The sequence below is a fragment of the Catenovulum maritimum genome (genome assembly GCF_001050375.1).
Classification (GTDB): domain Bacteria; phylum Pseudomonadota; class Gammaproteobacteria; order Enterobacterales; family Alteromonadaceae; genus Catenovulum; species Catenovulum maritimum.
Genome location: NZ_KQ130483.1, coordinates 144039 through 170072 on the forward strand (window position 1 = coordinate 144039; position 26034 = coordinate 170072).

Sequence of the window (26034 nt, forward strand, 5' to 3'; positions counted from 1 at the left end):
CCAACTAGATGTTCGAGCATAACAATGAAAAACGTCGATAGTAAAAATATAAAATTATTGAAAGAAATTGTTCATCGCGTCCCATTATTCAGCACTTTATCCGAAGCAGAATCTGAGCTTTTAATCAAAGACGAGGCAAATTTTGTCGTGGCCGAGGCAGATGAATTTATCATACATGAGGGTGAAACAGGTGTTCACTTTTATGTTTTATTATCTGGGCTATTAAAAGTCACCAAAGGGACAAATAAAGCCGATGAATTGAGTGTTATCCATCCTGGCGAGTTTGTTGGAGAAGTTGGTTTTATGACAAACCAAGCCAGAACTGCCAATGTAGTTGCAGTTGAAAAATCAATTCTGCTTAGATTAGAACAAGCTTCATTGTCCAGATTTCCAACCAATATTAGAGATCAGTTTAAAGATAAGATAATCGAAGGCTTAATTGACCGAGTTAACCACTTAAACGATGAATTGGTGGAGTTGAAGCATATTAATCAACAAAACACAGACAATGGTTTCTATATCCAACTAGACGACAATTAATAAAGTAAATCGAAAAGTAAAGCTAACAAAAAATAGTTTCAGCCTTTAGCTGTGTTAGCTCAACCTTTTTGCATTGCGTTTTTTCTCGTCTATTGTCGGTTCTGTACCCGCAATTAACCGATTGATATTAGGTATATGCCTAATGATAATCAAGCCAGCTAACATAAGTACTGCAATCGCATATTTGGGTTTTAAAAACCAAACCATTAAAGGTGCGATACTAACTGCAACAATAGAAGCCAGAGAAGAAAAACGAGTTTTATAGACAACTGCAATCCAAATCACGATTAGCGATAAAGCCAGAGGCAAACCGATAGGCAACATACAGCCATAGGCAGTCGCAACCGCTTTTCCGCCTTTAAATTGATAAAACACTGGGAATATATGGCCAATGCAGCAAGCAATACCAATAAAGCCTAACTCAACCGGACTAAAGCCGATAAAATAACAAGCATAAACCGCTATAACCGCTTTAATCACATCTAAAAACATTGTTAATGCGGCTGGCTTCCATCCGGCGATCCGGTACATATTGGTCGCACCAGGGTTTTTTGAACCATGTTCAACAGGACTTTGGGTATGAAAAAATCGACTGGAAATCCGAGCACCCGATACTGAACCAATTAAATAGCTGACAATAATGGCGATTACCAAGGCTGTGCTCATAAAGCTAGTGTTATCCGTGGGCAAAAAAGGTTAAACTGCGCGAAAATAAAAGCTTACCTGATTTATGAAGTGAATTCATTAACCAGATGACAAAAGTGTGAATATGGATCAAGTATTTTTACAAAATTTAAATGTTAAAACTTATATAGGTGTGTTTGCTTGGGAACAAAGGATCCAACAAGAACTCATTTTAGATATAAAAATTGACTGGCCCAACCATTTATCAGCAAAAAATGACGATTTAACGCTAGCACTGGATTACAGTCAGGTAGCCGATTTAGTACTCATTTTTTGCGAAAATAACCAATTTGAATTAATAGAGACACTAGCAGAGTCATTATGTGAGCTACTTCGTGCTCAGTTTTCTTTCTCGGCAATTGAACTAAAAATTACTAAGCCGGGTGCAATTCCGGAAGCTGAAGTAGGTATTTCAATTAGTAGGAAGTATGCTTAATGGCGTTAATTGCAGTCTCTCTAGGAACTAACGTCGCGGCCGAGTATCATTTAACAACGGCAATCCACCTACTACGTCCTTATTTTAAGCATTTATTAATATCGCCAGTTTATCAAAGCGAGCCGGTTAAATTCTCTGGCGAAAACTTTCTAAACATATGCTTTGGCGGCGAACTTGATTTAACCTTAGAACAAACTCTAAAGCTGTTAAAGTCGATTGAAAGTCAGTACCAAAGAGATCGTACTTCAACGAATAAAAGCGAAATAACGCTCGATTTAGACTTACTGTTTTATGATGATCTCATCACTGAAATACCGGTTAAATTACCCAGAGCAGAAATTCTAAAAAACGCTTTTGTTTTACAACCTCTAAATGATATTTTTGCTGATAAAATACACCCAGAAACAAAAACTTCTTATCAGAATTTATGGCAAGCATACGATCAAAGCAGCCAAAAACTTTGGCCGATTAATTTTGATTGGAAAAATAAACGAATGGAAAAATTATGACATTACTGGAAATTATCGTCTTAGCTTTAATCCAAGGCTTTACTGAATTTTTACCTATCTCTAGTTCCGCACACTTGATATTACCCTCACAGGTATTAGGTTGGCAGGATCAAGGTCTAGCCTTTGATGTGGCTGTCCACATTGGCTCGCTGGCAGCGGTTGTTATTTACTTTCGCAAAGAAGTAGTCGATATTCTATCTGCTTGGTTTACCAGCCTGAAAACCAAACAACAAACTGAAAATAGCCAACTCGCGTGGTGGATTATCATTGCAACTATCCCAGCATTATTATTTGGTCTAGCTTTTAAAGATATTATCGAAAACTATGCACGTTCAACGACAGTCATAGCGACAACAACTATAGTGTTTGGTTTATTATTATGGTGGGCAGATAGCCGAGCTAAAGAAAATGTACAGTTAACCCAACTTACATGGAAAAATGCCATTGTGATTGGTTTAGCTCAAGCGCTTGCGATGCTCCCTGGCACATCGAGATCGGGTATTACGATTACAGCTGGCTTAATGTTAGGTTTAAATCGCGTAGCAGCAGCCCGTTTCTCTTTCTTACTTTCAATTCCAATTATTTTAATTGCAGGCGGTTATCAAACTTTAAAATTAGCCACATCAGGTGAAGCGGTTGACTGGTTAACAATTAGTATAGGTACGGGTTTATCATTTTTGAGTGCATATGCTTGTATCTATTTATTTTTATCATTAATTGAAAAGATCGGTATGCTACCTTTCGTGATTTACCGTTTAGCACTTGGCATTGGCTTATTCTTTTTTATATAAGCTAGGATCTGTGATTCAAAGAAGCCCTGAGCGATTCTTTATCGGTTTTGTTTGTATCAAGTGTGATGCATAGAGCTGAATCAATATAATTCAGGCATAAAAAAGTGACTCAAATTGAGTCACTTTTATGTTTAGACTTTTAAGCGTATTAAATTAAGATTGTTGTTTATTGTCTATGCTTATCCGACCTGCTCCATTAATCATAACAGCGATAAACCCACCTGCTATTGCCAAGTTCTTGAAGAAGTGAATAAACTGGTTTTGATCAGCTAGCTGAAAATGAAATAAAACAGCTGAACTCAAACACAAACCTGCCAATAAAAACGCAACTAATCGTGTTTTGTAACCTAATATAATCATTAACGCTCCGACAACTTCAGTCGCAATAACTAAAGGTAACAAAAACGAAGGAACGTCCATCGCTTCCATATATTGGCTTGTGCCTTGATAATTAGATATTTTATTTAACCCCGATATCAAAAAGATTGCGGCTAATAGTAATCGAGAAACAAGCTCAATAATCGATTGTTGTTTTTCATTTATATTTAACATTAACTTTCCTATTTACATATTTTTCTCTCTAATGAGAGAAATTATTTAATCTAATATCTGTTTTAAATTATTAAAAACTCACAACAATTTTGCCATTTGCGGTATTAGACTCTAATAACTCATGCGCTTGTTTAATCTCTGAAAAGTCAAATTTCTTAGCGATAATGCTCGGCATAATTCCCTGCTCTATTTGCTTAGCAATCCAATTAAGTGGCGACTCTGATAAAGGCATATCTGGCGTACCTAACATACCACTACTAAAAAAGCTCAATTTAACCGTATTTGGTAAATCCCCCATTAAATTGAAGTTTTCAATAACAGGTAAACCACCTAATAATCCAACAACCGTCACCTCACCCCATTTACTAACCGCTTTTAAGCTATCTTTAACTGTTGCTGCGCCAACAACTTCTAGCACTTTGTTGACGCCATCAGGGCATATTGTCAATATTTCCTGATGTATATCGCCATTATCTATAACCACATGATCAGCCCCTAGAGCGGTTAATTTAGCCTTAGCATCAAGGTTTCGCGTTGTTGCAATTACACTTAACCCTCTAGCTTTAGCATAAGTCACAGCTGCCATACCTAATGCAGAAGTAGCGCCACGTACCAATAAGCTTTCGCCTTTTTGTATTTGGAGATTTTTATCTAATGCGCCCCAAACGGTTAAATATACCTCTGGCAATGCAGCTAATTCATCGAAAGGTAAATTACTGTCTAGAGGCACAATATTACTGCTAAGGACATTAATATACTCAGCATGACTACCATGACGAGCAAACATCATTCCGCCCATGACAGTAGCGACTTTTTGTCCAACCGAAAATTGTTGACTCGGGTCATCAACTACTTCACCAACCGCCTCAATTCCGATAGCTTGATTCGGTACAAAAGTGCCGTAGTTACCGCTACGGTAATAACTTTCTGCCTTATTTAATCCAAAAGCTTTTACTTTAATCTTAACTTCCCCCGTTTTTAGTGCATCAGGTTGAAGTTCAACCACCTCAAGTACATCTAAATTACCGGGTTGTTGTGCGACTGCAGCTTTCATATCTTCTCCTTTAATATTGATATTTTGTATTATTTACGGGCTTGATTGGTACTAAAGATATACTGGTGAATTTTCCAATTACCTGCTTCTTTTTTGAAAATGAATAACTCATTGTTACCTTCGTTAATTGTCATCTCATTGGCTAAAATTTGAGTCTTACCTGCTGAGCTGGTTCTTACCCATGCCGTATCTCCATTAATTTCTAATTCATGTATCGCAAAATCAATTTTTAACTTGATTGCACTAAATACCCCTTTATATGCTTTATACACCTGATCTTTACCGATTTGTGCTGGCGCATGTTGCGGCATAAAAGTAGGCGTATTGCTATAAAGATCAATTATTCTGTCAGCATTACTATTGTTTAAAGCCGATTCATATTGCTTAATAACTTTTACAATTTCGGCCTGTTCAGTCGCAAATGCTGATTGACTGACCAAAAGCGCAATAGTTAAAAATTTAATCATTTTTTTCATCATAATTTCTCTATTGTGATTGTTTTATCCATAAGTTTTTGAAGGTGGCACTATAAATATTTTGTTTTTGGATGATAAGCTGCTAATTTGGCAATGATATTCCCGAATATGGGAAAGTAATCTATATCTTAAAATATGGTTTAGAAGACTTATGAATTTAGACTCAGCAAAAATATTTGTTTACGTTGCATCAAAAGGCAGCTTTTCAGCTGCCTCGGAATATTTAAAAATCCCAGTATCGACAGTAAGTCGCCGAGTCTCTGAATTGGAGCTAGAATTAAATATACGTTTACTAGAGCGCTCAACTCGCCACCTCAGATTAACTGAAGCGGGTTCTACACTGTATGAATATATTTCACGCGGTTTAGAGGAAATGGAAGCAGGTTTACTCGCCTTAGCTGAAAAAGAAACTGAATTAAAAGGTCGGCTTAGGATCTCAATTCCACCTAACTTTATTCCTTGGATGCGCCTGATTGAAAAATTTCAGCTAGCACACCCAAATGTTGAATTGGATTTATTCGTAAGTGAAAAAAAATTAGATTTAATTGAAGACAGCATAGATGTCGCATTAAGAGTCGGAAATGTAGAAAACTTATCTGTGGTTGCAAGAAGAATTACGAGTTATCGGCATAGAATAGTCGCCTCACCTAGATTTTTAGAAAAATATCCATTACCTAAACAACCGAGTGACTTAGAGTTGTTGCCCTGTGCTGCTTGGGCTAAAAAGTCGACAGATGTGACATGGCAAGTTGGTGACGAAAAAATAAACTTAACTCCCAAGATAAGGGCTAATGATTATAAATTCATGCAAGATTTAGCCTTAAATCATCAATATTTTACTGAAGTACCTCCTTTCTTCTGTAAAAAAGAACTAAAAACAGGAAAACTAGTAGAGTTGTTACCAGAGCATCCTTTGCCCGAATTTTCGCTGCAACTTGTTTATCCGAGCAGAAAACAAGTGTCACGTATTGCCCGAGTCTATATAGATTATTGCTTGGCTAATTATAATAAACATAATTAGCTGTATGAGTATTTCTACATAACTAACAAAAGGTTAATTTCAAAGATAAAAAAACCGCCTTTAATTCAGGCGGTTTTTAAACGAAAACTGATTAAGATATTTAATCCACAACTCTAAAATAGAAATGCTGACAAATTGTATCTTTCCAAACTTCTTGAATGATATTGTCGCCATTAACAATAGAGCAATCTGAAACTTTCATGGCTAATCCATAGTGAGAAACCATTCTTAAAGCGCCATTTGGTAAATACTCAAAACGCCATTCGCTATCTCTTTCATTACACTCTGCTTGTACTAAATTATCAGCAATATCAACCTTGCCATCACTAACACCGTTGACAGCTAAACATAAGTTATCTGTATTAAGTGATCTAAATTGATAAAAACCATTTTGAGTAGGTGTTGTTTGCCATTTTTGACAAGCTAAGTCTTTATATTCATGCTGGCTGATATTTGCATCCGCTTCTTTAGAACATTGCTCAACTGTCACAACTTTACCGCTATTTGCATTAACGATAGCCAGTTTAGAAATCGGTTCTAAACGCCAATCAGTACATTCATTAAAACGATCACCACCGAGTGACACACTCGTTCCTGCAACAATCGCACACTCAGCAACTTGTAAATGAGAGATTGATTCAGCATTGGCAAACCTTACCCAACCATCTCTAGATGGATCAACCGACCAACGTTGACAATTTGACGAAACCCAATCAGATGCGTTTACAGCAACTGAGCTTGAAGCACAATCATCATGAGTTAAAAAGGTACCAAGTTCACTGTTCGCTAAGCGGAAAAAACCGTCATTTGCAGGGTCAACAACCCAAGCAGTGTTATCAGCGGCACAATTATCTACACTCGCATTGCCTGAACTATCACTGGTTAAACACAAGCCTGATGTACGGTTAACCAATTTATACTGAACACCTTGAACTTTGGCTTTTAATGGGCCTTGCTCACCGCTAGGGACTGGAATTTGTTTTTTATCCATTTCAGGCTCACCAAAATTTGGTAATCCATCTTCAGTCCATGTAAAAGATTGAGCTCTCGCAGAGCGTGTCCCACTACAACCATCAGACGGAGATGAGTTGCCATGATAAATCAACCATTCCTCTGTTCCATCCGGTGAAGTGAAGAAACCATGGTGGCCTGGGCCATAAACACCATTCGCTTTAGAGAAGAAAGGTTTATCAAATTTTTTCCAAGATTCTGGTTTAACAGGATCATCACCAATTAGCTCAACGACAGCTAACTTATAATCTTCAGTATTACAGAAACTAGATGAATGGGTTAAAAATACTCTACCATTATGCTTAATAATTTCAGGGCCTTCGTTCACTTTTAAGCCTGAATGTTCCCACTCGTATACTGGACGAGTAATAATGTTTCTTTCACCCTCTAACGTCCACGGGTTAGTCATTTTTGAGACTAAATTTACTTGTTCTGGGCCGTCCCACTCTGACCAAGTAAAATATAATTGCCCTTGGTGTTCAAAGTAACTACCGTCTATGTTCCAGTGATCTGGCATTGGCGTACCTTTATACATATATGGACCCATAGGATCTGAGCCTTCAGATTCTAAAATATGATTTCTTTGGCCACCAAAATGCTCTTTAACCCCAGAAGTTAAAATCACGTACCAACGTAATCCTTCAGGTCTTTCTATTGGATGGAATTCAAAAGCCCAGAAATTGTAGGCTCTGGATGGATCTGAACCTGACCATATGTAATGTGCAGGTGCATCTGCTAACCCAGCAATTGTAGGGGATTTTCTCATCACTAATTGAGAAGTCCAAGTTGTCGTTGTTAAATAATAATTTCCGTCAAAATAATGCATCCAAGGATCAGCACCATTTCTAATAATTGGATTTGCAAATGTATCATCGGCAATTTGAAGAGCCGTATTTTGACTAGTTTTTTGTGTAACACTACAGCCTACAATCAAGAAAACACACATCAATGACAAGCCAAGTTGCCTTGATAATTTAATTAAAGACACAAAACCAGCTTGGCTATGTCTATTGATTAACGAGAAAAAACTCATATTACCCTCTTTTATTTTTAAAGCTTTTACGAAAAATTATTTAGTTAGACGACTTTTATAATTAACTATGTCTTGGTTATTTATTTTTGGCCAACCATCAACTGACCAATCAACGTCGATTATTTTTAATTTAGGCGCGCCATTATCATTGGCGTCGTATGCATGAAAAACCAATTTAGTTACCCCATCAAATTCATAAATACTGTTGTGCCCTAAGCCATACCAATTTTTATCACCTTGCAAAACTATGCTGCCGCCACCTTGATCCATAGATTTTCCAGATTTATCTAAGTAAGGTCCCTCAACTTGTTTAGACCGGCCAACTACGACTTTATAAGTACTCTCGACACCTCGACAACAAAAATCCCAAGACACAAATTGATAATAAAATTCACCACGTTTAAAGATAAATGGCGCTTCGATAGCACCTGGGTAAGCGTCTAAATCATTAGTTAAAATTGAGCGTTCTCTTTTTGCTGTACTATGCCAAATCTGTGGCGTGCTAATTTGGGTTAAGGAAGGCGCTAATTTAACCAGCTTAATACCAGACCAAAATGAACCAAAAGACATCCAAGTATCGCCTTTCTCATCTTTGATGATATTAGGGTCAATTGCATTCCATAAATCCCTGTTAGGGATAGATTGGATCACTTTACCGTGATCAATCCATTTATAATTGTCTGAACTTGAATCTAGGGTTTTGTTGGTAACAACCCCGATAGCAGAAGTATTTTTGCCAAAAGCAGAAATCGAATAGTAAAGGTAATAAGTACCTGATTCGAAATAGATATCGGGGGCCCACATATGCCCATCAAAGTTAGGCACAATAGACTCGATCCACTTAGGTGACGAATCAAATACAGGTTTTAATGGTTTCCAATCCAGCATATTTGTAGATTCATAAAAACTGATCCCTTTACCTGTAGTAAATAAGTAATACTTATTATCAGATTTAACCATAACCGGATCATGTGCATGCACTTCAGATGCATGAAGCTTAGACTGAAGTGTTAACATTAAAGACGTAACACCTAAAGCTATAACAATGAAATTTAATAGTTTTTTCACACACACCTCAAACATTTAACTTAATTGAAAAGAAATAAATCAAAATAATTAATAAAATATAATAGCACACAAAAATTTAAATGCTATAGTAGTACTATATGATTTTAAGTTTTATTAAATGAGGTTTTATATGAAACAAAACAAAAGTATCAATTCTCAGTCACGACTTGGTAATATGCTATTAGGCTTAGTTATGACAGCCGTCCTGAGTTTAACGGGTTGTAAAGAGCAATCTTCCGAAGCTAAAATCAAGGTGCAGCCAATGACAAAACAAAAAGTTGAATATAACAATCCCCTCGTTAAGCAAAGAGCCGATCCTTGGATTTGGAAGGATACTGATGACACTTATTATTTCATAGGGTCTGCACCCGAGTTTGATCGTATAGAACTAAGATCGTCTAAAACCATTAATGGACTAACAAATGCTGATGCCAAGGTAATTTGGACCAAACACGAAACGGGTCCTATGAGTTACCATATTTGGGCTCCTGAAATACATAAAATTGATGGTAAATGGTATGTCTACTTTGCAGCTTCAAGAGCCGAAGACATTTGGCACATCTCTATGTATGCACTTTCTAATGAATCAGCAAATCCAATGGAAGGCGATTGGGTAGAAGAAGGTCAAGTTGATAGTGGCTGGGAAAACTTTGCACTTGACGCGACTAGCTTTGAGCATAGAGGCAAGCGCTATATGATCTGGGCACAGTCTAATAAAGAAAGAACCTACAATACAGCTTTATGGATGGCAGAGATGACCAGTCCAACGACAATCAATAAAGAAAAGGTAATCGCTTTGACTGAGCCAGAATTGCCTTGGGAAATTATTGGTTACAAAGTAAATGAAGGCCCTGCTGTGTTAATTCGAAACGGCAAAGTTTTTGTGACTTACTCTGCGGCCGCAACCGATCATAATTATGCAATGGGATTATTATGGGCAGATGAAGATGCGGATTTAATGGATAAAGCATCTTGGAGTAAATCACCTGAGCCTGTATTTTATATGAATGCGGATAAAAAAAGATTTGGCCCTGGCCATAACAGTTTCACTGTCGCGGAAGATGGCGTAACAGACTTACTCATTTATCACTCACGTGATTATTTAGAATTAAAAGGCACGCCGTTAACAGATCCAAACCGAGATGCCAGAGTTAAAGAGATTAAATGGGATGAAAATGGCTTTCCTGACTTTGGTCAAAATACAGATGACTAAACTCAATTAATCCTTAAATCTTGGTTTTCCTACACATTTAGGAAAACCAAGCACAAGCAAACGGATAATTTAATCAGTCACTAAAAAAGGCTTTATAGCCTGCTCAATCTGCTCTAAATCATATTCTTTTTGTGGTTTTATTCTGATAAAAGCATGATTACCTTTCAAACAATTCAGTACCCAATCATTCTTTCTTTCATTCGGATCTGTAACATCAAATTCGATGACTAAAGTCGTCTTGCCCTGCTTATCAGTAAAAACGAAATCCATTATCTTCTCGTTAGCTTTACGCACTAGATGCTTTTGCGCAGGTAAAATGAGATTTGATAAAGGCACACGGCAATGCAGATCAAATGAATTGGCCGCTATTTTTTGTAAAATTAGATGTAATTTTTGTTTTGGGTTGAGCTGAATATGAGTTAATTTTTTACTCGATTGCGAAAGGTCTAGCTTATTTTTCTCTGCTCGATTTTGGCGAATTTTAACCACGAAAAGTAATATAAAAAATGCGGCTATAACTATGATGAACTTCATGTTTGATAAGTGACCCTGTAATTTTGATGCCTCATTCTAACAAAATTACAGAGTCGCTAAAGCAAATTAGTTAATTAAACAATATAAAGCAAAACCGCCAAGTGAATCCGCTAGGCTAAACTTCTTAACAAAGCTTGCGTATTTATGGTTAATAAACGCCAACAAGTTAATAAGCCTAAGCTGCCAACGACAGTTGCACCAACCACAGGTCCCAATAACCAATACTGCCAGTGAAAACTAGCCTGCATATTAAATACTTGTGTTTGAATGATATAAAGTGCTATTTCATTAGATAAAGCCGCAAATAACCCCGCGATTAACCCTAAACAAATAAACTCATATGCAACACTGAGCCTAAGTACTTTAGAGCTAGCCCCTAAGGTTCTTAAAATAACTAACTCTTGCTTACGTTCATGGAAACTAGACTGGATTTGAGCGATTAAAACTAAGCCACCCGCAATCACGACCAGTACTAAGATAAATTCAACGGCCAACGAAGCTTGAGATGTTATTTCTCTAATTTGGTTAATAATCGCATCTATATCAATCAAGCTCGTGGTTTGAAATTGATTCATTAACTGACTCAGTTCAGCTTTTTGGTTTTGATCCACATAAAAGCTCGCAATATAACTAGGGGACAAAGACTCAAATACAGGTGGATTAAATATCATAAAGAAATTAGGCTTCATGTTTTCCCATTTAACTGAGCGAATGCTAGTGACTTCGGCTGAAAACTCCCAACCTGCTATATTAAAACTTAACTTATCTCCAAGTTTTAACTCCATTCTTTCAGCCACACCAGATTCAATCGAAACTTGAGGTTTAGTCTCCTCTGCCTGCCACCAACTACCAGCAACAACTTCGTTATCAATAGGCACACTTGGGTAAGCCGTTAAGTTGAGTTCTCGACCAAAAGAACGAGGTGCTGATTGTTCAACTTCTGAGTCTTTCTTTTTCTTTTCTTTAGAAACTTGATCACGCACTGGGATGTCATTAACCGCAATCAATCGCCCACGGGTAACTGGATAAGTATCCGTTAAACTTATCCCCTGTTGAGCAAATGCTTGGCTAAAATTATCTACCTGATGATTTGGAATATTAACGGCAAAATAATTAGGCGTTCCTTCTGGTATTTGATCTTGCCATTGAGTTAACAAATCATTTTTTAGTACTAACACTATCATTAAAAGCTGTAATGCTATGGTAAAGCTAATTAGTTGGACACTGTTAGCTTGCGCTCGACGATACAAACCAGCAATAGCCAATTTAAGCGCACTCCCAGCTTGAGCACCTGCCACGCGCCCGCTCCAAATAATGCTTCGAGATAAAATAAGCAAAACTAAAGTCACAGCACCAGCAGAAACAAATAATGCCAAACTTAATTTTAAATTACCGCTATACAACCACATAAGCACAAATATTGCTGAACCGGAAAAAATCCAATTGAGCCAATCTTTGTTGTCACCGCCAGTTAATTGTCGGCGTAAAACTCTAAGCGGTGGAATATCAAACAATTTAATCAAAGGGTAAACTGAAAATAGTAACAAGCTTAATAACCCAGTTGATATTGCCAGCCACCAAGGCCTATAGCCTACATTGGGTAATTCACCTGGTAAATAATCTGCCAACAAGCCTAGCACCAACTGCTGGCCTAGATATCCAATCAGTAAACCTATACCAATACCGACAAGGGCAAGCCAAGCAAGTTGGATGATAAAAACAGACTGAATTTGTGCTTTGGAAGCACCTAAAGTTTTTAAAATGGCAACTAAATCAAAATGACGCTGACAATATCTTGAGGCTGCGACCGCAATCGCAACCGAGGCTAAAATAATGCCAAGTAAACTAGCAAGTAAAAAGTATTTTTCGGCTCGGCGAACATTTCTTAAAATTCGGTTATCGCCACTTTCTAAGGATGTCCATTTATGCACATCTCGATTTAATTTTGGTAAAAGCCAATCTTCGTATTCAGATAATTTAAGCTTATCGCCAGCTAAGCCAAGTAAAAATTGAAATCGCCCGCCTGGTTGGACCAAATTTGTTGCAGCTAAATCCGCTTTATGTATTAAAGCCAAACTATTCGAGTTAAATGGATTTAAGTTAGCATCCGGGACACTTGATAAAATTTCGGTGTACTTTAATTGGATATCACCAATTTCAACTAAATCGCCTTTCTCTAATTTTAAGTTAGTAACAAGTTTACTGTTCAACCATATTTCACCAGGTTGGATCCGAGTTTCCGCAACTTCGGATTTTCCCCATGGTACTTGAGTGACAAGTAACTCACCTCGTAAGGGGTAAGCCTGATCGATTGCTCTAATGCTCGCAAGCTGCATTTCATCTTGAAAGAAGAGCATAGATGAAAATCTAACCTGTGTAGCCGTATTTAATTCAGTAGCTTTAGCCTGACTAATCCAATCTTCAGATATATTTCTCGAAGAGGTTAATACACTATCCGCGGCTAAAAAATTACTCGATTGTTGCTGAAGCCCTGCTTGCAGTTTTTCACTAAATAGCGCCAGCGAAAAAACAGCCGAAACCGCTAACACCATAGCAAATAGTATGATGCTTAACTCGCCACGTTTAAATTCTCGAAATAGCAGTTTAAATGCAAAGGAGGATGACGCCACCACTTGATTAATTGCCAGCATAGTCAACCTCTGTTTGATTTACACCTAGAAGGTTTGTATCAGATGATTCTGGGTTTTCTTTGGTATTGACTGCTTGATTAGATTTAGAGGGGACATCAACTAAAGCAGGCTGTAACGCTTCCACTATACTCAACTGGCCAGAGTGCATTTTAAATTGCTTTTCACAACGCTGGGCTAACTCAGGATCATGCGTCACTATTACTAAAGTTGTGCCTTGCTCTTGGTTTAATTTAAATAACAAATCTTCAACTAAATCTGCATTTTCTGAATCTAGATTTCCCGTTGGTTCGTCAGCAAACAACAAAGCAGGACGACTAGCAAAAGCTCTGGCAATCGCAACTCTTTGCTGCTCACCACCAGATAATTGATTTGGGTAATGACTGGCTCTATCGGTTAGACCTACTTCATCGAGCAATTTAACAGCTTGCGCATGTGCATCTTTTTGAAAACTTAACTCAAGCGGCAACATCACATTTTCAAGCGCTGTCAAACTTTGCACTAGCATAAAAGACTGAAACACAAAGCCAACTTTATCCGCTCTAAGTTTTGCTCTTTGCTCTTCATTATATTGATGAACTGCCTGACCCGCTAAATAAACCTCGCCAGAAGTGGCTGTATCTAAACCGGCTAATAAACTTAATAAGGTAGATTTGCCTGAGCCAGAGCGACCAATAATGGCAACTGTCTCACCTTGAAAAATAGTCAAATCACATTCATGTAATATCTTGAGTTCATTGCCATTAGCGGTTACTGTTTTAGATAATTGGTTAACTCGAAGAATTTCTGAACTCATGAAAATAACATCCTTAATCTCAAATAAAATTTTATTAATCTTTATACTAACTGTTGGCTTTTCAGTTCAATCTAATGCAGAAATAAATAACCAGACCTCTAATTCCGAACAAACCCAACAACAAAAGTTAATGATATTAGGTGACAGTTTGTCTGCTGGTTATTCTATGCAAATAGAAGAATCTTGGGCACACCTGCTAGCCCAAAAATGGCAAAAATCGGCCCCTAACCTAAGTATTATTAATGCCAGTGTCAGTGGTGAAACAACTGATGGTGGTCTTAATAGATTGCCGAACCTGTTAAAACAACATCAACCTAAATGGGTATTAATAGAGTTAGGTGGTAATGATGCACTTAGAGGTTTTAACTTAAATCTAATTAAACAAAATTTAATTAATATAGTTCAATTAATTAAAAAAAATAACGCCCTGCCAATTATGACCTCAATCAAAATACCACCAAATTATGGTAAAAGGTATACAGAAACCTTTACTAAGCAATTTTCACTCATTGCAGCACAAGAAAATATCCCATATTTTTCATTCTACCTTGAGGAAATAGCATTAAATCCGGATTTAATGAAAAAAGATGGTATCCATCCAAACGAAAAAGCACAGCCATTGATTGCTGAGCATGTTAACAAAGAGATAAACCGGATAATTAACCTGACTTTATAAATGAATTTGTATAAAGAGTTCAGATTCAAAATAAACTAGCGAGTGTTATCTCTATTTTGGTGATATGGCACTTTGCTTGCTTAGTTAGATTAATTCAATTGAAATTAAATTAATCTAACTAAAATTGTCAAATTAATGACTTAAGCATGCCGATTTATAAAGCCTTTATTACCTCAATGATACTGAGCACAGCCTTAATTAGCTGCTCAACTAATATAAACAAGCCCAAAAAGCTTGGGGTTATCCGTGCTTTACCAAAAACGAATCTAATCTCGAGTCCAGTTACTCTTGCTCAACTTAATCTTACACAAGGTCATAACCAGGATACATTACACAACCCAACTCGGTTAAATTCTGGACTGTCGAAAAGTCAATATAACCTACCCTCAATAAAAAGCTCACATGAATTAATCTCAAGAGAAATACGCTTTTTGATTATGGATCTGGTTACCAATGACTTCAGTAATCAAGTATTACAAGCAAATATAATTTATCAAACCAGCCTAAAAACGATTAATCAACAAACTCACACATCGAACATGTTTGATAATTTTATTTTGCATCAAGCTAAGCAATTTGGTTTAAATCTATATACAGATAATAGGCTGGATTCATTAAGTTCAGATAACCAACTGTTTCTATCAACGTCAAGTCTAAATATGGATCAAGGGATTCTACTGACTGCCCAAATTAGCCAAGCAAACAGTCAAATTTTATCTACCGCGCAGCGTTTAATTCAAGTCTCTATGTTTGAACAAATCCAAGATACTGGATTTAAAGATGGTATTGACTTATCTAAGTACCCAAAGGTTTCAAATTAGTCTTTTTATCCAAGAATGCTAAGCCATTCTCTTCATTAACTTCACTATAAGGCTTGGTATTCAATATCAAAACTAAAGCTGATTGATAGCGCGGCTGGTATCGTCTCATTAATATTAAGTATCCCTCCTATGTCAATATTTATAATACCATCACTACCTGTGATAATCTCTTCAGCCACTCCAGCGATTCCATCTATGCTAGTGCCATAATCATTGGATAATATAAATTTTTGTTCAAAGGCTATATCATAATCAGCATCGACGGAGGTATAAATTCTAATCCTAAATCTTTCATTCGCCCCTGAAATAAGCTGATATTGCCCTTGTTTTGAATTTCTTAAACAAAAGCTAGCACCAAGAATAATTTGCCCATTACTAGGGTCCATTTCACAACTGCCCGACTTCGGCACTAGGCTGCCAAAAGACAAATTTTGTACTTGAGTTAGGCTAGCGCAATTGGTTTCAAAACTGAATACGAGCGCTATAAATACTAAATACTGAGTCAGGTTATATTTTTTTAACATAAGCCCCCGCAGGTTTTTTTGCACCTAACTGCTCAAGAATAAGCTTGGCCTGCTGATGGCTATTAAAACGACCAAGATAAACTCGACACCAAGCATGATTACGAATAACAAACACAGGCAAACTAAATTCAGCTTGTTCTTTACGTTTAATCGCTTCGCAGGAAGTATTACTTTGTGCCGCCGCTAATTGGATTGCATATATAGCGTGAGAGTTTACATGCTCGTTTTGTTTTAAAATAGTTACTTCAGTTAGATTGTTTTGGACAGATCGCTTAATCGGCTGCTGGACCGAATGCTTGGCTGGGGGCTTGGCAGAAATTAGCTCAGTTGTGCTCGGCGCTACTATTTCTAATGCTTGTTCAACCTGTTCAACATCTAACCGCTGTAAGCTGAAACTAGCTAATTCAACTAGATCTCGACTGCCGTCTATTTTGACATCAATAAATTCAGGTACTGAGATTAAGCCTTTTTCATGTAAAAAGGATTGCTCAATCCTAACTTGATAATAGCCAGGCCAAACTTTATCAAATATAAACACATGATCAAATTCGCTATAACTTGTCTTTACGACCTTTCCATCTCTAACTAATTCTATTGGTAAATATTGAGGTTTATAACTCGAATCATCCAACTCAAATTCTAGTTGACCAATTAACTCGGCAGCATAATTGTAAGGTAAATCCAGATCGATAATGCCACCAGGGTGGCTGAACACCTTAAAATCTGCATAAATTGGGGTCAAATTACTCGCTTTAGTGTCATGGGCATTAACATAAATCTGAGTGGGTACCTGCGAAGTTAGCCCAGTCAGATATACAGCACCATTTTCACCAGAAACTTTATCTATCCACTGTTTTTTTCCACCAAACTTTAGGTTTTCAATGACTTCATCAGAGCGATCATAAATAGCATTTTGATTGTGATCGATAAAATTAAACAAATCCAAAGTACCCGACGCAGGACTGTAGCCATAATTGATATCAATTTGATCCTTATGATAATCCCAATCAAGATTAAAACTTATGCCCAGCGCAACTTGCCAATGTGATTGATTATCCGCCTGAGCACTCATGGTTAAGTTATAATCATCTCTTTGCCAACTCAAATAACTGGTCAGATTATAATGATCCCCTTTATTAGCTTGCAGGCTAGTTTGGTTATTCAGTTTGGGGGATATCCGCCAATTTAAATTTAATCTAGCCGAATCAAAATGCGACTGTCCCGCGTTAGGTTTTAAATCAAAACTCGCGAGCGCTCTAAAATTAATATCGTCCGTTAAGCGAGTAGAAATTGCAATGTCGTCTGTCACTGAATTTGTATCAGGTCCATAACGATAACGAGTCACGTTGGTAAAATTAAATCGTCTATATCGCCATGATAACCGAGTCGCTAAACTATCATAGCGAGTCATATTGTTTAAGCTCGAATCAGTTTGCTCAACTTGACTTTGATTACCACTAATTAACCAAGCTAATTTTTTAAATCGACCGGAAAATGAAGCGCTGAAGTCCGTTCTAATCTCGTCATTATTACTAATGCTATTAAGACTTTGATATTGACTTAACCGCCTAGCACCAAGCTGATAACGAATTGAATTACTAAATAAACTACCGAGTAAATCTAGCTCTGCACCATATCCTGATTCTCCTTGATGCTTAAGATTTACATCTAATAATGCATTATTTAGCTGTTGCGTTAATGACAATATATATTCTGCATTAGCGGAAGCGCTTGCTGTCGCCTGTTGCTGAAATATTGAAAGTCCCAAAGTAGTACTAGAACTTAAGCCATATTCAGTTTGTATATATCCTGCTAAATTGGACGATTCTTCACGATTAAAAATACTCGAATCATTAAACATGCTATGGCGAGTATCAAATACGCCTCCGGTATAATTAAAACTCCCGACTTTAAGTTGATTACCGCCAATTATGATTTCACGCACTATGGTGTCTTCTTCACCAAATTCGCCATAGAGTTTAATCTCGAACCTATTCACACCATAGCTAGTTTCAACTTGCTCAAATTTAATCAAGCCATCAGTCGAAACTTGACCGGTTTGGATTAGATAACCATTACTATAAAGTTCTGCTTGCCAGTTTGCTGGTGCAAATTCCTCTAACGTAATTGCGCCATAATAATTAGTGTATCTACGCTCTAAACTACTAAAAGTGAAACCAACCCCAGAGTAAGCGACGCCCGCTCGGTTATTATTTACTGTCACATCACCAAATTGATACTGACTTAAACCAGCAAATAAGCTTTGATTCGGGCTAGGTTTAAATCGAGAAAAAGTCATTCTTGCATTTAAATCGTCACCTTTTACTTGGCTTAAATTAATATTAGCGGAATGATAAAGAATGTCGTTGTAGCTATGTAAATTATATTGATAGCCCAAATCTGTGTTATCAGACTGATTCAGATTTAACCTTACAGCCCCTTTGGGTGGTGTGTATAAACGATATTTATCTGGAATGACAAATTCAAAATTTGGTTCTGTATTTCTAGACTGACTAACGACACTTCTCTTAGCTCTAGCAATACGTTTTTGAATCGGAAACACATCAGTATTCGCTTTAAAGCTGAATAATAAAGCTGAAAAATCAAGCTGAATACTTGCGTCTATCAAATCTGCAAAATCTTTCACATTCAACCACAGATCTTCTGAAGTGATAAAGTAATGGTATTGTTTTAGTTGTTTGAAGTCTAACGCCAAAACTTGACCATTAATTTTGCCAGCTAAGATGGTTTTTTCAGGATTAAAATTAAGGTTTAGTTCCAGACTAGATGAGATAAAGTTAACGGGTAAATAGAAGTCTCCCTGATAAGATAAGACATCTATACTCTCTAATATTCTGGTTCTGTCCGATAATTCAATATCAAACAACTCGTAATTCGCCGCACTTGGGTTTAACGCTTCTGCATTAAGCTTAGTGATACAAATTGAGTGCAGTATCAAACAGCTAAGAATTAACTGTCTTATGAAATTTAAGGCTGAGTCCAAGATGCGCTCGCGTTACCGAACTTTTCGGATTCGACAAACCTAAGTTTCAGCTTACCGCTGGCTTTATTTTTTAAAGTTAACGACTTTGGTAAACTCTGAGTTTGTTGATAAATAGAGAGGCCTTTGACAAAAGTAAGGATATTATCTGATTCGTCTAAAACATCGATTCGGCCGTATAAAGAACGATTACCTTCTCGATTAAGATTAAATTGTATAGTTTGCTGATTATTCTGTTCTAAAATATCGACATCAGAAAAATGCACTTTTGCGCCTAGCTGACCTTTTCTAACAATTACCGGAATATTAAAGACAAAATTGGGGGTTATTTGCATTTTTTGATCTGTTGCTTTGACCAAATTCTTGCATCTTAAACTTAAATACGAAACCCACTCCGCATTAGGTTGACGGCGCAAGTTACGGGCTATAACTTTGATTTTTTGAGCTTGATTAGGCTCTAGCCTAATTCTTTTAGGTGACGCTCGTAGCAAAGCTTTGGCACTAGTTGTCGGGCCATTTCCATTTTTGACGCTTCTTAATTGTCCATTGGCTGTTACATTAAAATCGATAAACTGAGTTGTACATTCGGCTGCCGAAGTGCCTTGATTATAAAACTGGTAGTCATATTTAGGATTCGCTTCAGTCAATAATATCCTATGTTCTGTTAAATGCATTTTAGGCTGAGCATAACAGTAATTTGTTATGCTCAAACAAAAAATAAAACTAGAAAATAGAAATTTCAACAACATTTAATATGTCGCCGTTATATCGAATTGCTCAGTATAAGTTGTGTTCGCTGTTAAACTCGTTGAGCCTATCGTAATAGTGCCACCAATAACCAAATTAATATTGCCAGAAGTGGTATCTAACGTCATAGTTTCTGGCTGATCACGGGTAACCGTCGTTGCCGCTGAATAGGCAGCCGTATCATCAACCGCTAAAATTTCTGGATCAAAATTAAAATCTGTCGCAGAAACTGAACTCACTGTGATGTTAACCGTTTGTCCTGGCTCACCATTCAAAACGTATATCCCAGAGAAGTTATTCGTGACTGAATCAGATATGTTAATACAACCAGCTCCGCTTAAGCCATCTGTGATATCTGCATTTGCCACAGCACCTGTGCCAGTCGTGTCATTAAAACTAGGCGAAGTAGTACACTGTGAACTCGCCGTGCCAAATACATTCTGACCAAAAGATAATGAGCTTACCTGAGTAATATTTAAGTCTTGTAAGGTAACAAAGCCGACATCAAAGGATAATGTAACCGCTGCTAACATACTACTATTGAGTAAAGCAGCAGTAAAAATACCTTTTTTTAATATTTTTTTTGCTTTCATTTGCATCTCGCTTTCTAGTTTATTTTTTAATTGTCAATAATATGACAGGCTTATCGCCTTTTTATCCATAATCTAAACAGCAAAATTCGCGCCACATAGATAAACAGCTATAAATTTAGTTAAAAGGCAATGAAACTCGGTAGCTAGCCGCCAGTTTATTGTTAGCTACTGGCTTAACTGATGTTGTAATAATGAGCCGTTGATTTTCAATTTCAATTTGTCCATCTAGAACAAAGCGGTTAATGCTTGCCGCTTTATTAACAAGAGCATGTGCAACAATATGCCCATGTTTTTCTCTAGTTCCCAATTTTTGTTTAATTAGCCGACTTAAGTCTTCCGATAAACCCTTAAGAGATTGATGGCTATGAGTAACTTGATAAGGCTTAGCGGCAATAAAAGCTGATGGACCGAGTTGTTTGTCTATTTCATAAATGATTCGCTCCGCAACAACAGGCAGCTGTTTAGGTAAATAATCAGGCATACTAGGAATAAAATTAGGGGTTGCGGGCATGTTTGAAGCATTAGGCTGTACTTGGTGACCATAGCCATAATAAGCAAATTGATTCGCCACATGCTGATGATAATCCATCGAGGAGCAACTCAATAATGATAAGCAAATTAACCCAACAAAATAACAACGACTAAACAATTTAAATCACAACCTAAAAAATGACACAAGAATTTGAACAACTAAGATAAGTATCACTAACGCAATAAATACGCCAACCTACTCAATAAGTCAGGCTAAAATTCTACTTTTTACCACACGCTATACATTAAAGTGGATTAAGTAATACCAATCCATCCTAATTATTGCTCAATTTTACTAGTTAAAAAGCACGTAAACTGCGTTATGAATTTTGCTATTAGTTTACTAGTAGCGGCAATTCATGCCTTGTTAGCGCACTTTTTTTCAACGTAAAATATAGATCAAAAATTTAGGTGAACTGGTATTAGATTGATAATTTAGAGCAACACGTATTTCTACGACGAAAAATTTAAGCCTACAAAGATGTCATGGCTGCGTTTGGGCGAGAATTAAGACTATAAACTCAAACTTAGAGCTAAATCAAATTATTTTACGCTCATTAACAACCTCGATATCTGTGGTTAAAATCACTCAGTTCAGCTTCTAGACTTCCCCTAACACATGCTAAACTTAGTACTCATCTCAGCTTGTTAATTAAGCAGACAAGTTTCATAAAATTGACGAATTTAATGGTGTCTATGTTTTGATATTCACTATTGCCATATTTTCGTGTACAAGCAAAATGAACAGGTCGCTAGCCCTTGATTATAAGGCTTAGATAAGGTAAATTTGCAACCCGAATTTAAACTGAAAAGTTGAATATTAAATGAATACTATGAATTACTTGAATACACTTGGCCATCATTATCATCATAACCAATAGCCTTCAGGTAATCGAAGGCACTACCCTATTGTAGCCTTCCGATGTAATCATTTTAAAACCCTCGGAAGTGAACCGGGGGTTTTTTTATACTTCATAAGCAAAATAAGATTGAAGCATAATTAACAGAATTAACCAGATTAAATAAAACCAAAGTACGCAAGATATCTAAAATGAAAATCGCAACGTACTGTTTTATCAATTAAATTAGGAAAAACAGATGTCCCTATACGACGCTGTTATGGCTATTCCAAGAAGTGGCCGAACGTTCGAAAATTTTATCAGCAAACTGAGTAGCCAAACCCAAGATTTGCCTAATGCAGAAGCCTTAATCAAGGCCGTTAAAGCAGGTAAAAAACGTAAAGATCAAAATTACGCAGTTGCAAGTCAGTATTTAACTGAACTACAAAGCTCTCCCGTTGCCAGTAATTTAGGCTTATTTATTGACAGAAAACGCGAAGAAAGACCGTATCGTGTCGGTTTTTTAGGCGCAGATGTCGAAATTGGTGGCTTAAATGTACGAATTGAAGGTGATGAGCCACACAACTGCTCTTCACTGGTCGGCTTAGGTGAAGCTGATATCGCAGTTGCCGGTTTGGATGAATTACTCGCAGTTACCCACAATTCGTTAAGTATGTCTGCGACTAAATGGGGTATGTACAACTACAACCTGAAAAAAGAACATAAAGTTCGCATTGCAGGTTCTGCTATGTTGACCCGATACAATGATGTCGTTTCTCGCGAAGTCCAAGATATGGTTGGCTTTTTCCTAATTGCTAAGCAAAGGCCAAGTAGCGGACCTAACACTGGCTACCCTAAAGATTATTTAGAGCATTTAGAGACGCACAAGAACAAAGTATTTGTTAAAGGTAGATACGTAGAGAAAGTACGAAAATCTTATCCTAAATTAAATATTGAGCCTGTGCATGACGTTGAAGATGCAGTTAACGATAGCGAAACAGGCGACGTCGGTTTAGAAATCGTACAAACAGGTTCTACATTAAGACGTAAAAATTTAGTATTACTCGGTGCGCCTTTGTTTTTATCCGAGAGTTTATATGTGGTTGACTACTACAAATATAACTCTGGCACTGAAGATTCACTTAAAGCCTTATTAGACACATTCGCACCTGTCGGTTATTTTGAACAGCAAAGACTAGAACAATTTGCCTATTGGTATCATGCATTACAAGAAAACTTAGGCGATAGTTGGATTAATAAACCTAGAATCGAAGATATTTTCTGTAGCCATCAAGATTCGGTTCGTGGTTTGAGGCCATACAGTTTAAAAACTCGCTATTGGACCCCATCTGATAGTTACAAGCGTGATGATGCTTTTCAATTTGTTGAAAACTCAATCAGCGAGTTAAAAGATATTTATAATCAAGTTGTCAGCGGGCAACTAAAATAAAACGTTAAATAACGGAGACGCTTTAAATGCAAACACTTGTTTGGCAATCATTATCTCCTGAGCAGCAAGCTTCGGTATTACAACGCCCTGCCCTTGGTGACAGTGCAAAATTGTCTGAATTAGTAAAAGACATCATCAGCCAAGTTCGCCAAGATGGCGATCAAGCGATTTTTGAATTAACCAAGAAATTTGATGGTTTAGATTTAGCTGACTTAAGAGTGAGCAAAGCTGAAATTGACAATTCAGAAAATGAGTTAGGCGATAATATAAAAGCAGCCATTGAGCTGGCACACAAACAAGTTAAAGTATTTCACGAAGCGCAAAAGCAAGACGTAATAAAAGTAGAAACTACACCGGGTGTAATTTGCGAATTACACAACCAACCAATTGAAGCTGTTGGTTTGTATATCCCAGGTGGTACAGCGCCATTACCTTCTACTGTATTAATGCTTTCTACACCGGCTCGTATTGCTGGTTGTAAACGTTTAGTGCTTGCAACGCCTCCAGGTAAAGACGGCAAGATTAAAGCGGAAATTCGCTATGCTGCTAAAATTTGTGGTGTTGACGAAATATATATGGTTGGTGGCGCACAAGCCATTGCTGCATTAGCCTACGGCACGCAAAGTATTAAGAAAGTGAATAAAATATTTGGTCCGGGCAATAGCTTTGTCACCGAAGCTAAACAACAGGTTAGCCAAGATCACATGGGCGCAGCAATTGATATGCCTGCAGGTCCATCAGAAGTATTAGTGATTGCAGATGAACAAGCTAATCCTGAATTTGTTGCTGCAGATTTATTATCTCAAGCTGAGCATGGTAAAGACTCTCAAGTTATTTTATTAACCACGAGCCAAGCGCAAGCTCAAGCCTGTGCGCAAGCGGTTGAAAAACAATTAAAACAACTACCAAGAGAAGAAATTGCAGCTGGCGCTTTATCGCATAGCCGCATCATAATTACTGAGTCGATTGACCAAGCTATCGAAGTTAGCAATGAATATGCACCAGAGCATTTAATTGTTCAAACTGAAGATGCTCGTGCTTTACTCCCAAGACTAGAAAATGCAGGTTCTATCTTCTTAGGTGCTTATTCACCTGAATCTGCTGGTGACTATGCAAGCGGAACGAATCACGTTTTACCGACATATGGTTACACAAAAACCTATAGCAGCTTAACCCTAGCGGATTTCTCTAAGCGCTTTACAGTGCAAGAGTTAACTAAGCAAGGGTTAGAAGCAATTGGTCCAGCGATTATGGACTTAGCAGCAGCAGAAAGTTTAGATGCGCATAAAAATGCCGTCGCTGTCCGTTTAAATAGTTTAAAATAAGCTAAATTAATGGCCATTAGACGAGTTGGCAGATAATTATTGATGCAAACTCGTTAAGGCCGAAGAAAATTATTTGCTCATTGAAAGAGAGAGTTATGAGTCTTGCAGATCAATTAACCAGAGAAAACATTCGAGGTTTAGTGCCTTACGCTTCAGCTCGTCGCAGCATGTCTGGCGGCGACATCTGGTTAAACGCTAACGAATCACCATTTGCTAATGAATATCAATTAGATAGTAGCGTGCTAAACCGCTACCCTGATTTTCAACCAAGTAAGCTTATTGAGTCTTACGCCAGTTATGCAAAAGTATCAAAAGATCAAGTTTTAGCCAGCCGCGGTGCAGATGAAGCCATTGAATTATTAATTCGTACCTTTTGCGAAAATGATGATCAAATATTAATTTGCCCACCGACATACGGTATGTACGCAATTAGTGCTGAAACTTGTAATATAGCTACCAAAAAAGTGCCGCTTAAGCCTGACTTTTCGTTAGACCTTGAAGCCATTACTCAGGCGACCGATAAGGTTAAGCTGGTATTTATCTGCTCACCAAATAATCCAACAGGGACCAGTGTTGACCATGAGCAAATTAAAGCAGTTTTAGATATTTTTAAAGACAAAGCAATTGTTGCGGTTGATGAAGCTTATATTGAGTTTTCTGCAGACAACACCACGGCAGGCTGGGTTAACGACTATCCGAACCTAGCTGTACTTAGGACCATGTCAAAAGCCTTTGGCTTAGCTGGTATTCGCTGCGGTTACACATTAGCAAATAAAGACATAATAAACGCTATGAGTAAAGTGATTGCACCTTACCCTATCAGCTGGCCTGTTGCGCAAATTGCAACACAAGCCCTTTCAGCTGAAGGCTTAGACAGAATGCAATCTCAATTACAACAGATTAACGCGCAAAAACAAATTATAGTCGATGCATTAGACTCGCTTGACTATGTTTATGAGCAGGTGCCGAGTGACTCCAATTTTGTCATGTTCCGCACTAAAGCCAAGCAAGCTTTATTTAAAGCTTTAGTTGAAAATGGCATATTAATTAGAGACTACTCAAGCCAAATTATGCTTGATGACAGTTTAAGAATTTCAGTGGGTAGCGAATCCGAAACCCAAGCATTACTTAACGTAATGACTAATTTTTCAGGAAACTAAA

At 37.3% G+C, this 26034-nt stretch carries 25 protein-coding genes; 11 read left to right on the top strand and 14 right to left on the bottom strand.

Translation table 11 applies throughout. From position 1 onward, the window contains the following. The first annotated feature begins 24 nt into the window (after window positions 1-24). Window positions 25-540 (top strand): cyclic nucleotide-binding domain-containing protein, encoded by a 516-nt coding sequence (locus XM47_RS03190; protein WP_048689557.1) that lies wholly within the window; start codon window positions 25-27, stop codon window positions 538-540. A gap of 54 nt (window positions 541-594) precedes the next feature. On the opposite strand, the gene plsY is transcribed toward XM47_RS03190, so the two are convergent. Next, window positions 595-1206: a glycerol-3-phosphate 1-O-acyltransferase PlsY gene (gene plsY / locus XM47_RS03195; RefSeq protein ID WP_048689560.1), complete on the bottom strand. Its 612-nt coding sequence runs from the start codon at window positions 1204-1206 to the stop codon at window positions 595-597. 103 nt (window positions 1207-1309) lie between these two features. Here plsY and folB point away from each other — a divergent pair, with 103 nt between their 5' ends. The 3 genes from folB to XM47_RS03210 are packed head-to-tail and all read left to right on the top strand — an operon-like array spanning window position 1310 to window position 2960. Beyond that, window positions 1310-1660 carry a dihydroneopterin aldolase gene (gene folB, locus XM47_RS03200; RefSeq protein WP_048689562.1) on the top strand — a complete coding sequence of 117 codons (351 nt, stop codon included), beginning with the start codon at window positions 1310-1312 and terminating at the stop codon, window positions 1658-1660. Next, window positions 1660-2169 (top strand): 2-amino-4-hydroxy-6-hydroxymethyldihydropteridine diphosphokinase, encoded by a 510-nt coding sequence (gene folK, locus XM47_RS03205; RefSeq protein ID WP_048689564.1) that lies wholly within the window; start codon window positions 1660-1662, stop codon window positions 2167-2169. Before folB ends, folK begins: the two co-directional genes overlap by 1 nt. Continuing rightward, window positions 2166-2960, top strand: coding sequence for an undecaprenyl-diphosphate phosphatase (locus tag XM47_RS03210; protein ID WP_048689566.1), 795 nt, complete (start codon window positions 2166-2168; stop codon window positions 2958-2960). Before folK ends, XM47_RS03210 begins: the two co-directional genes overlap by 4 nt. A gap of 153 nt (window positions 2961-3113) precedes the next feature. On the opposite strand, the gene XM47_RS03215 is transcribed toward XM47_RS03210, so the two are convergent. The 3 genes from XM47_RS03215 to XM47_RS03225 form a co-directional block, all read right to left on the bottom strand. Then, a complete protein-coding gene (locus XM47_RS03215) occupies window positions 3114-3512 on the bottom strand; it encodes a DoxX family protein (RefSeq protein ID WP_048689569.1) in 399 nt (132 codons plus the stop codon). 70 nt (window positions 3513-3582) lie between these two features. After that, the gene (locus XM47_RS03220; protein ID WP_048689572.1) at window positions 3583-4566 is read right to left on the bottom strand and encodes a zinc-binding dehydrogenase; all 984 of its coding nucleotides are present in this window, start codon (window positions 4564-4566) and stop codon (window positions 3583-3585) included. 29 nt (window positions 4567-4595) lie between these two features. Then, on the bottom strand, window positions 4596-5033 hold the full coding sequence (locus XM47_RS03225) for a YybH family protein (RefSeq protein ID WP_078061834.1): 438 nt from the start codon (window positions 5031-5033) through the stop codon (window positions 4596-4598). A 160-nt stretch (window positions 5034-5193) separates the two neighbouring features. Between XM47_RS03225 and XM47_RS03230 the strand changes: the two genes are divergently transcribed. Beyond that, a complete protein-coding gene (locus XM47_RS03230) occupies window positions 5194-6063 on the top strand; it encodes a LysR family transcriptional regulator (protein ID WP_048689575.1) in 870 nt (289 codons plus the stop codon). Window positions 6064-6163: 100 nt separating this feature from the next. On the opposite strand, the gene XM47_RS03235 is transcribed toward XM47_RS03230, so the two are convergent. After that, a complete protein-coding gene (locus XM47_RS03235) occupies window positions 6164-8107 on the bottom strand; it encodes a family 43 glycosylhydrolase (protein WP_245623412.1) in 1944 nt (647 codons plus the stop codon). A 36-nt stretch (window positions 8108-8143) separates the two neighbouring features. Beyond that, a complete protein-coding gene (locus XM47_RS03240; protein ID WP_245623413.1) occupies window positions 8144-9124 on the bottom strand; it encodes an arabinan endo-1,5-alpha-L-arabinosidase in 981 nt (326 codons plus the stop codon). 181 nt (window positions 9125-9305) lie between these two features. Here XM47_RS03240 and XM47_RS03245 point away from each other — a divergent pair, with 181 nt between their 5' ends. Beyond that, the gene (locus XM47_RS03245; protein WP_245623414.1) at window positions 9306-10388 is read left to right on the top strand and encodes a glycoside hydrolase family 43 protein; all 1083 of its coding nucleotides are present in this window, start codon (window positions 9306-9308) and stop codon (window positions 10386-10388) included. A gap of 69 nt (window positions 10389-10457) precedes the next feature. Here the strand turns inward: XM47_RS03245 and XM47_RS03250 are convergent, their stop codons facing one another. The 3 genes from XM47_RS03250 to XM47_RS03260 form a co-directional block, all read right to left on the bottom strand. Continuing rightward, complete coding sequence (locus tag XM47_RS03250; protein ID WP_048689581.1) at window positions 10458-10922, bottom strand: DUF2726 domain-containing protein; 465 nt, start codon at window positions 10920-10922, stop codon at window positions 10458-10460. Window positions 10923-11032: 110 nt separating this feature from the next. Then, complete coding sequence (locus XM47_RS03255) at window positions 11033-13573, bottom strand: ABC transporter permease (RefSeq protein WP_048689584.1); 2541 nt, start codon at window positions 13571-13573, stop codon at window positions 11033-11035. After that, entirely contained in the window at window positions 13560-14366 is an 807-nt protein-coding gene (locus XM47_RS03260) for an ABC transporter ATP-binding protein (protein WP_048689587.1), read from the bottom strand. Before XM47_RS03260 ends, XM47_RS03255 begins: the two co-directional genes overlap by 14 nt. On the opposite strand from XM47_RS03260, the gene XM47_RS03265 reads away from it, so the two are divergent. Together XM47_RS03265 and XM47_RS19020 are read left to right on the top strand one after the other, a co-directional pair. Next, window positions 14365-15042, top strand: a complete 678-nt coding sequence (locus XM47_RS03265; RefSeq protein ID WP_078061826.1) for an arylesterase — start codon at window positions 14365-14367, stop codon at window positions 15040-15042. The two genes, XM47_RS03260 and XM47_RS03265, sit on opposite strands and share 2 nt — an antisense overlap. Window positions 15043-15188: 146 nt before the next feature. Beyond that, a complete protein-coding gene (locus tag XM47_RS19020; RefSeq protein ID WP_149865439.1) occupies window positions 15189-15863 on the top strand; it encodes a hypothetical protein in 675 nt (224 codons plus the stop codon). A 44-nt stretch (window positions 15864-15907) separates the two neighbouring features. On the opposite strand, the gene XM47_RS03275 is transcribed toward XM47_RS19020, so the two are convergent. The 5 genes from XM47_RS03275 to XM47_RS03295 all read right to left on the bottom strand — a co-directional run bounded on the left by XM47_RS03275 (window position 15908) and on the right by XM47_RS03295 (window position 21317). Then, window positions 15908-16387, bottom strand: a complete 480-nt coding sequence (locus XM47_RS03275; RefSeq protein WP_048689591.1) for a hypothetical protein — start codon at window positions 16385-16387, stop codon at window positions 15908-15910. Continuing rightward, window positions 16371-19346, bottom strand: a complete 2976-nt coding sequence (locus tag XM47_RS03280) for a hypothetical protein (RefSeq protein WP_048689594.1) — start codon at window positions 19344-19346, stop codon at window positions 16371-16373. The genes XM47_RS03275 and XM47_RS03280 overlap by 17 nt, the downstream gene beginning before the upstream one ends. A gap of 29 nt (window positions 19347-19375) precedes the next feature. Continuing rightward, window positions 19376-20035, bottom strand: coding sequence for a hypothetical protein (locus tag XM47_RS03285; protein ID WP_149865440.1), 660 nt, complete (start codon window positions 20033-20035; stop codon window positions 19376-19378). 102 nt (window positions 20036-20137) lie between these two features. Further along, window positions 20138-20728, bottom strand: a complete 591-nt coding sequence (locus tag XM47_RS03290) for a hypothetical protein (RefSeq protein WP_149865441.1) — start codon at window positions 20726-20728, stop codon at window positions 20138-20140. 115 nt (window positions 20729-20843) lie between these two features. Next, window positions 20844-21317 (bottom strand): hypothetical protein, encoded by a 474-nt coding sequence (locus XM47_RS03295; protein WP_048689608.1) that lies wholly within the window; start codon window positions 21315-21317, stop codon window positions 20844-20846. 1040 nt (window positions 21318-22357) lie between these two features. On the opposite strand from XM47_RS03295, the gene XM47_RS03300 reads away from it, so the two are divergent. From XM47_RS03300 to hisC, 3 genes are all read left to right on the top strand, one after another. Further along, window positions 22358-23548, top strand: coding sequence for a hypothetical protein (locus XM47_RS03300; protein ID WP_048689610.1), 1191 nt, complete (start codon window positions 22358-22360; stop codon window positions 23546-23548). A gap of 26 nt (window positions 23549-23574) precedes the next feature. After that, the gene (hisD, locus tag XM47_RS03305; RefSeq protein WP_048689613.1) at window positions 23575-24873 is read left to right on the top strand and encodes a histidinol dehydrogenase; all 1299 of its coding nucleotides are present in this window, start codon (window positions 23575-23577) and stop codon (window positions 24871-24873) included. Between the two features lie 95 nt (window positions 24874-24968). After that, the gene (gene hisC, locus XM47_RS03310; protein ID WP_048689616.1) at window positions 24969-26033 is read left to right on the top strand and encodes a histidinol-phosphate transaminase; all 1065 of its coding nucleotides are present in this window, start codon (window positions 24969-24971) and stop codon (window positions 26031-26033) included. Window position 26034: the final 1 nt, after the last annotated feature.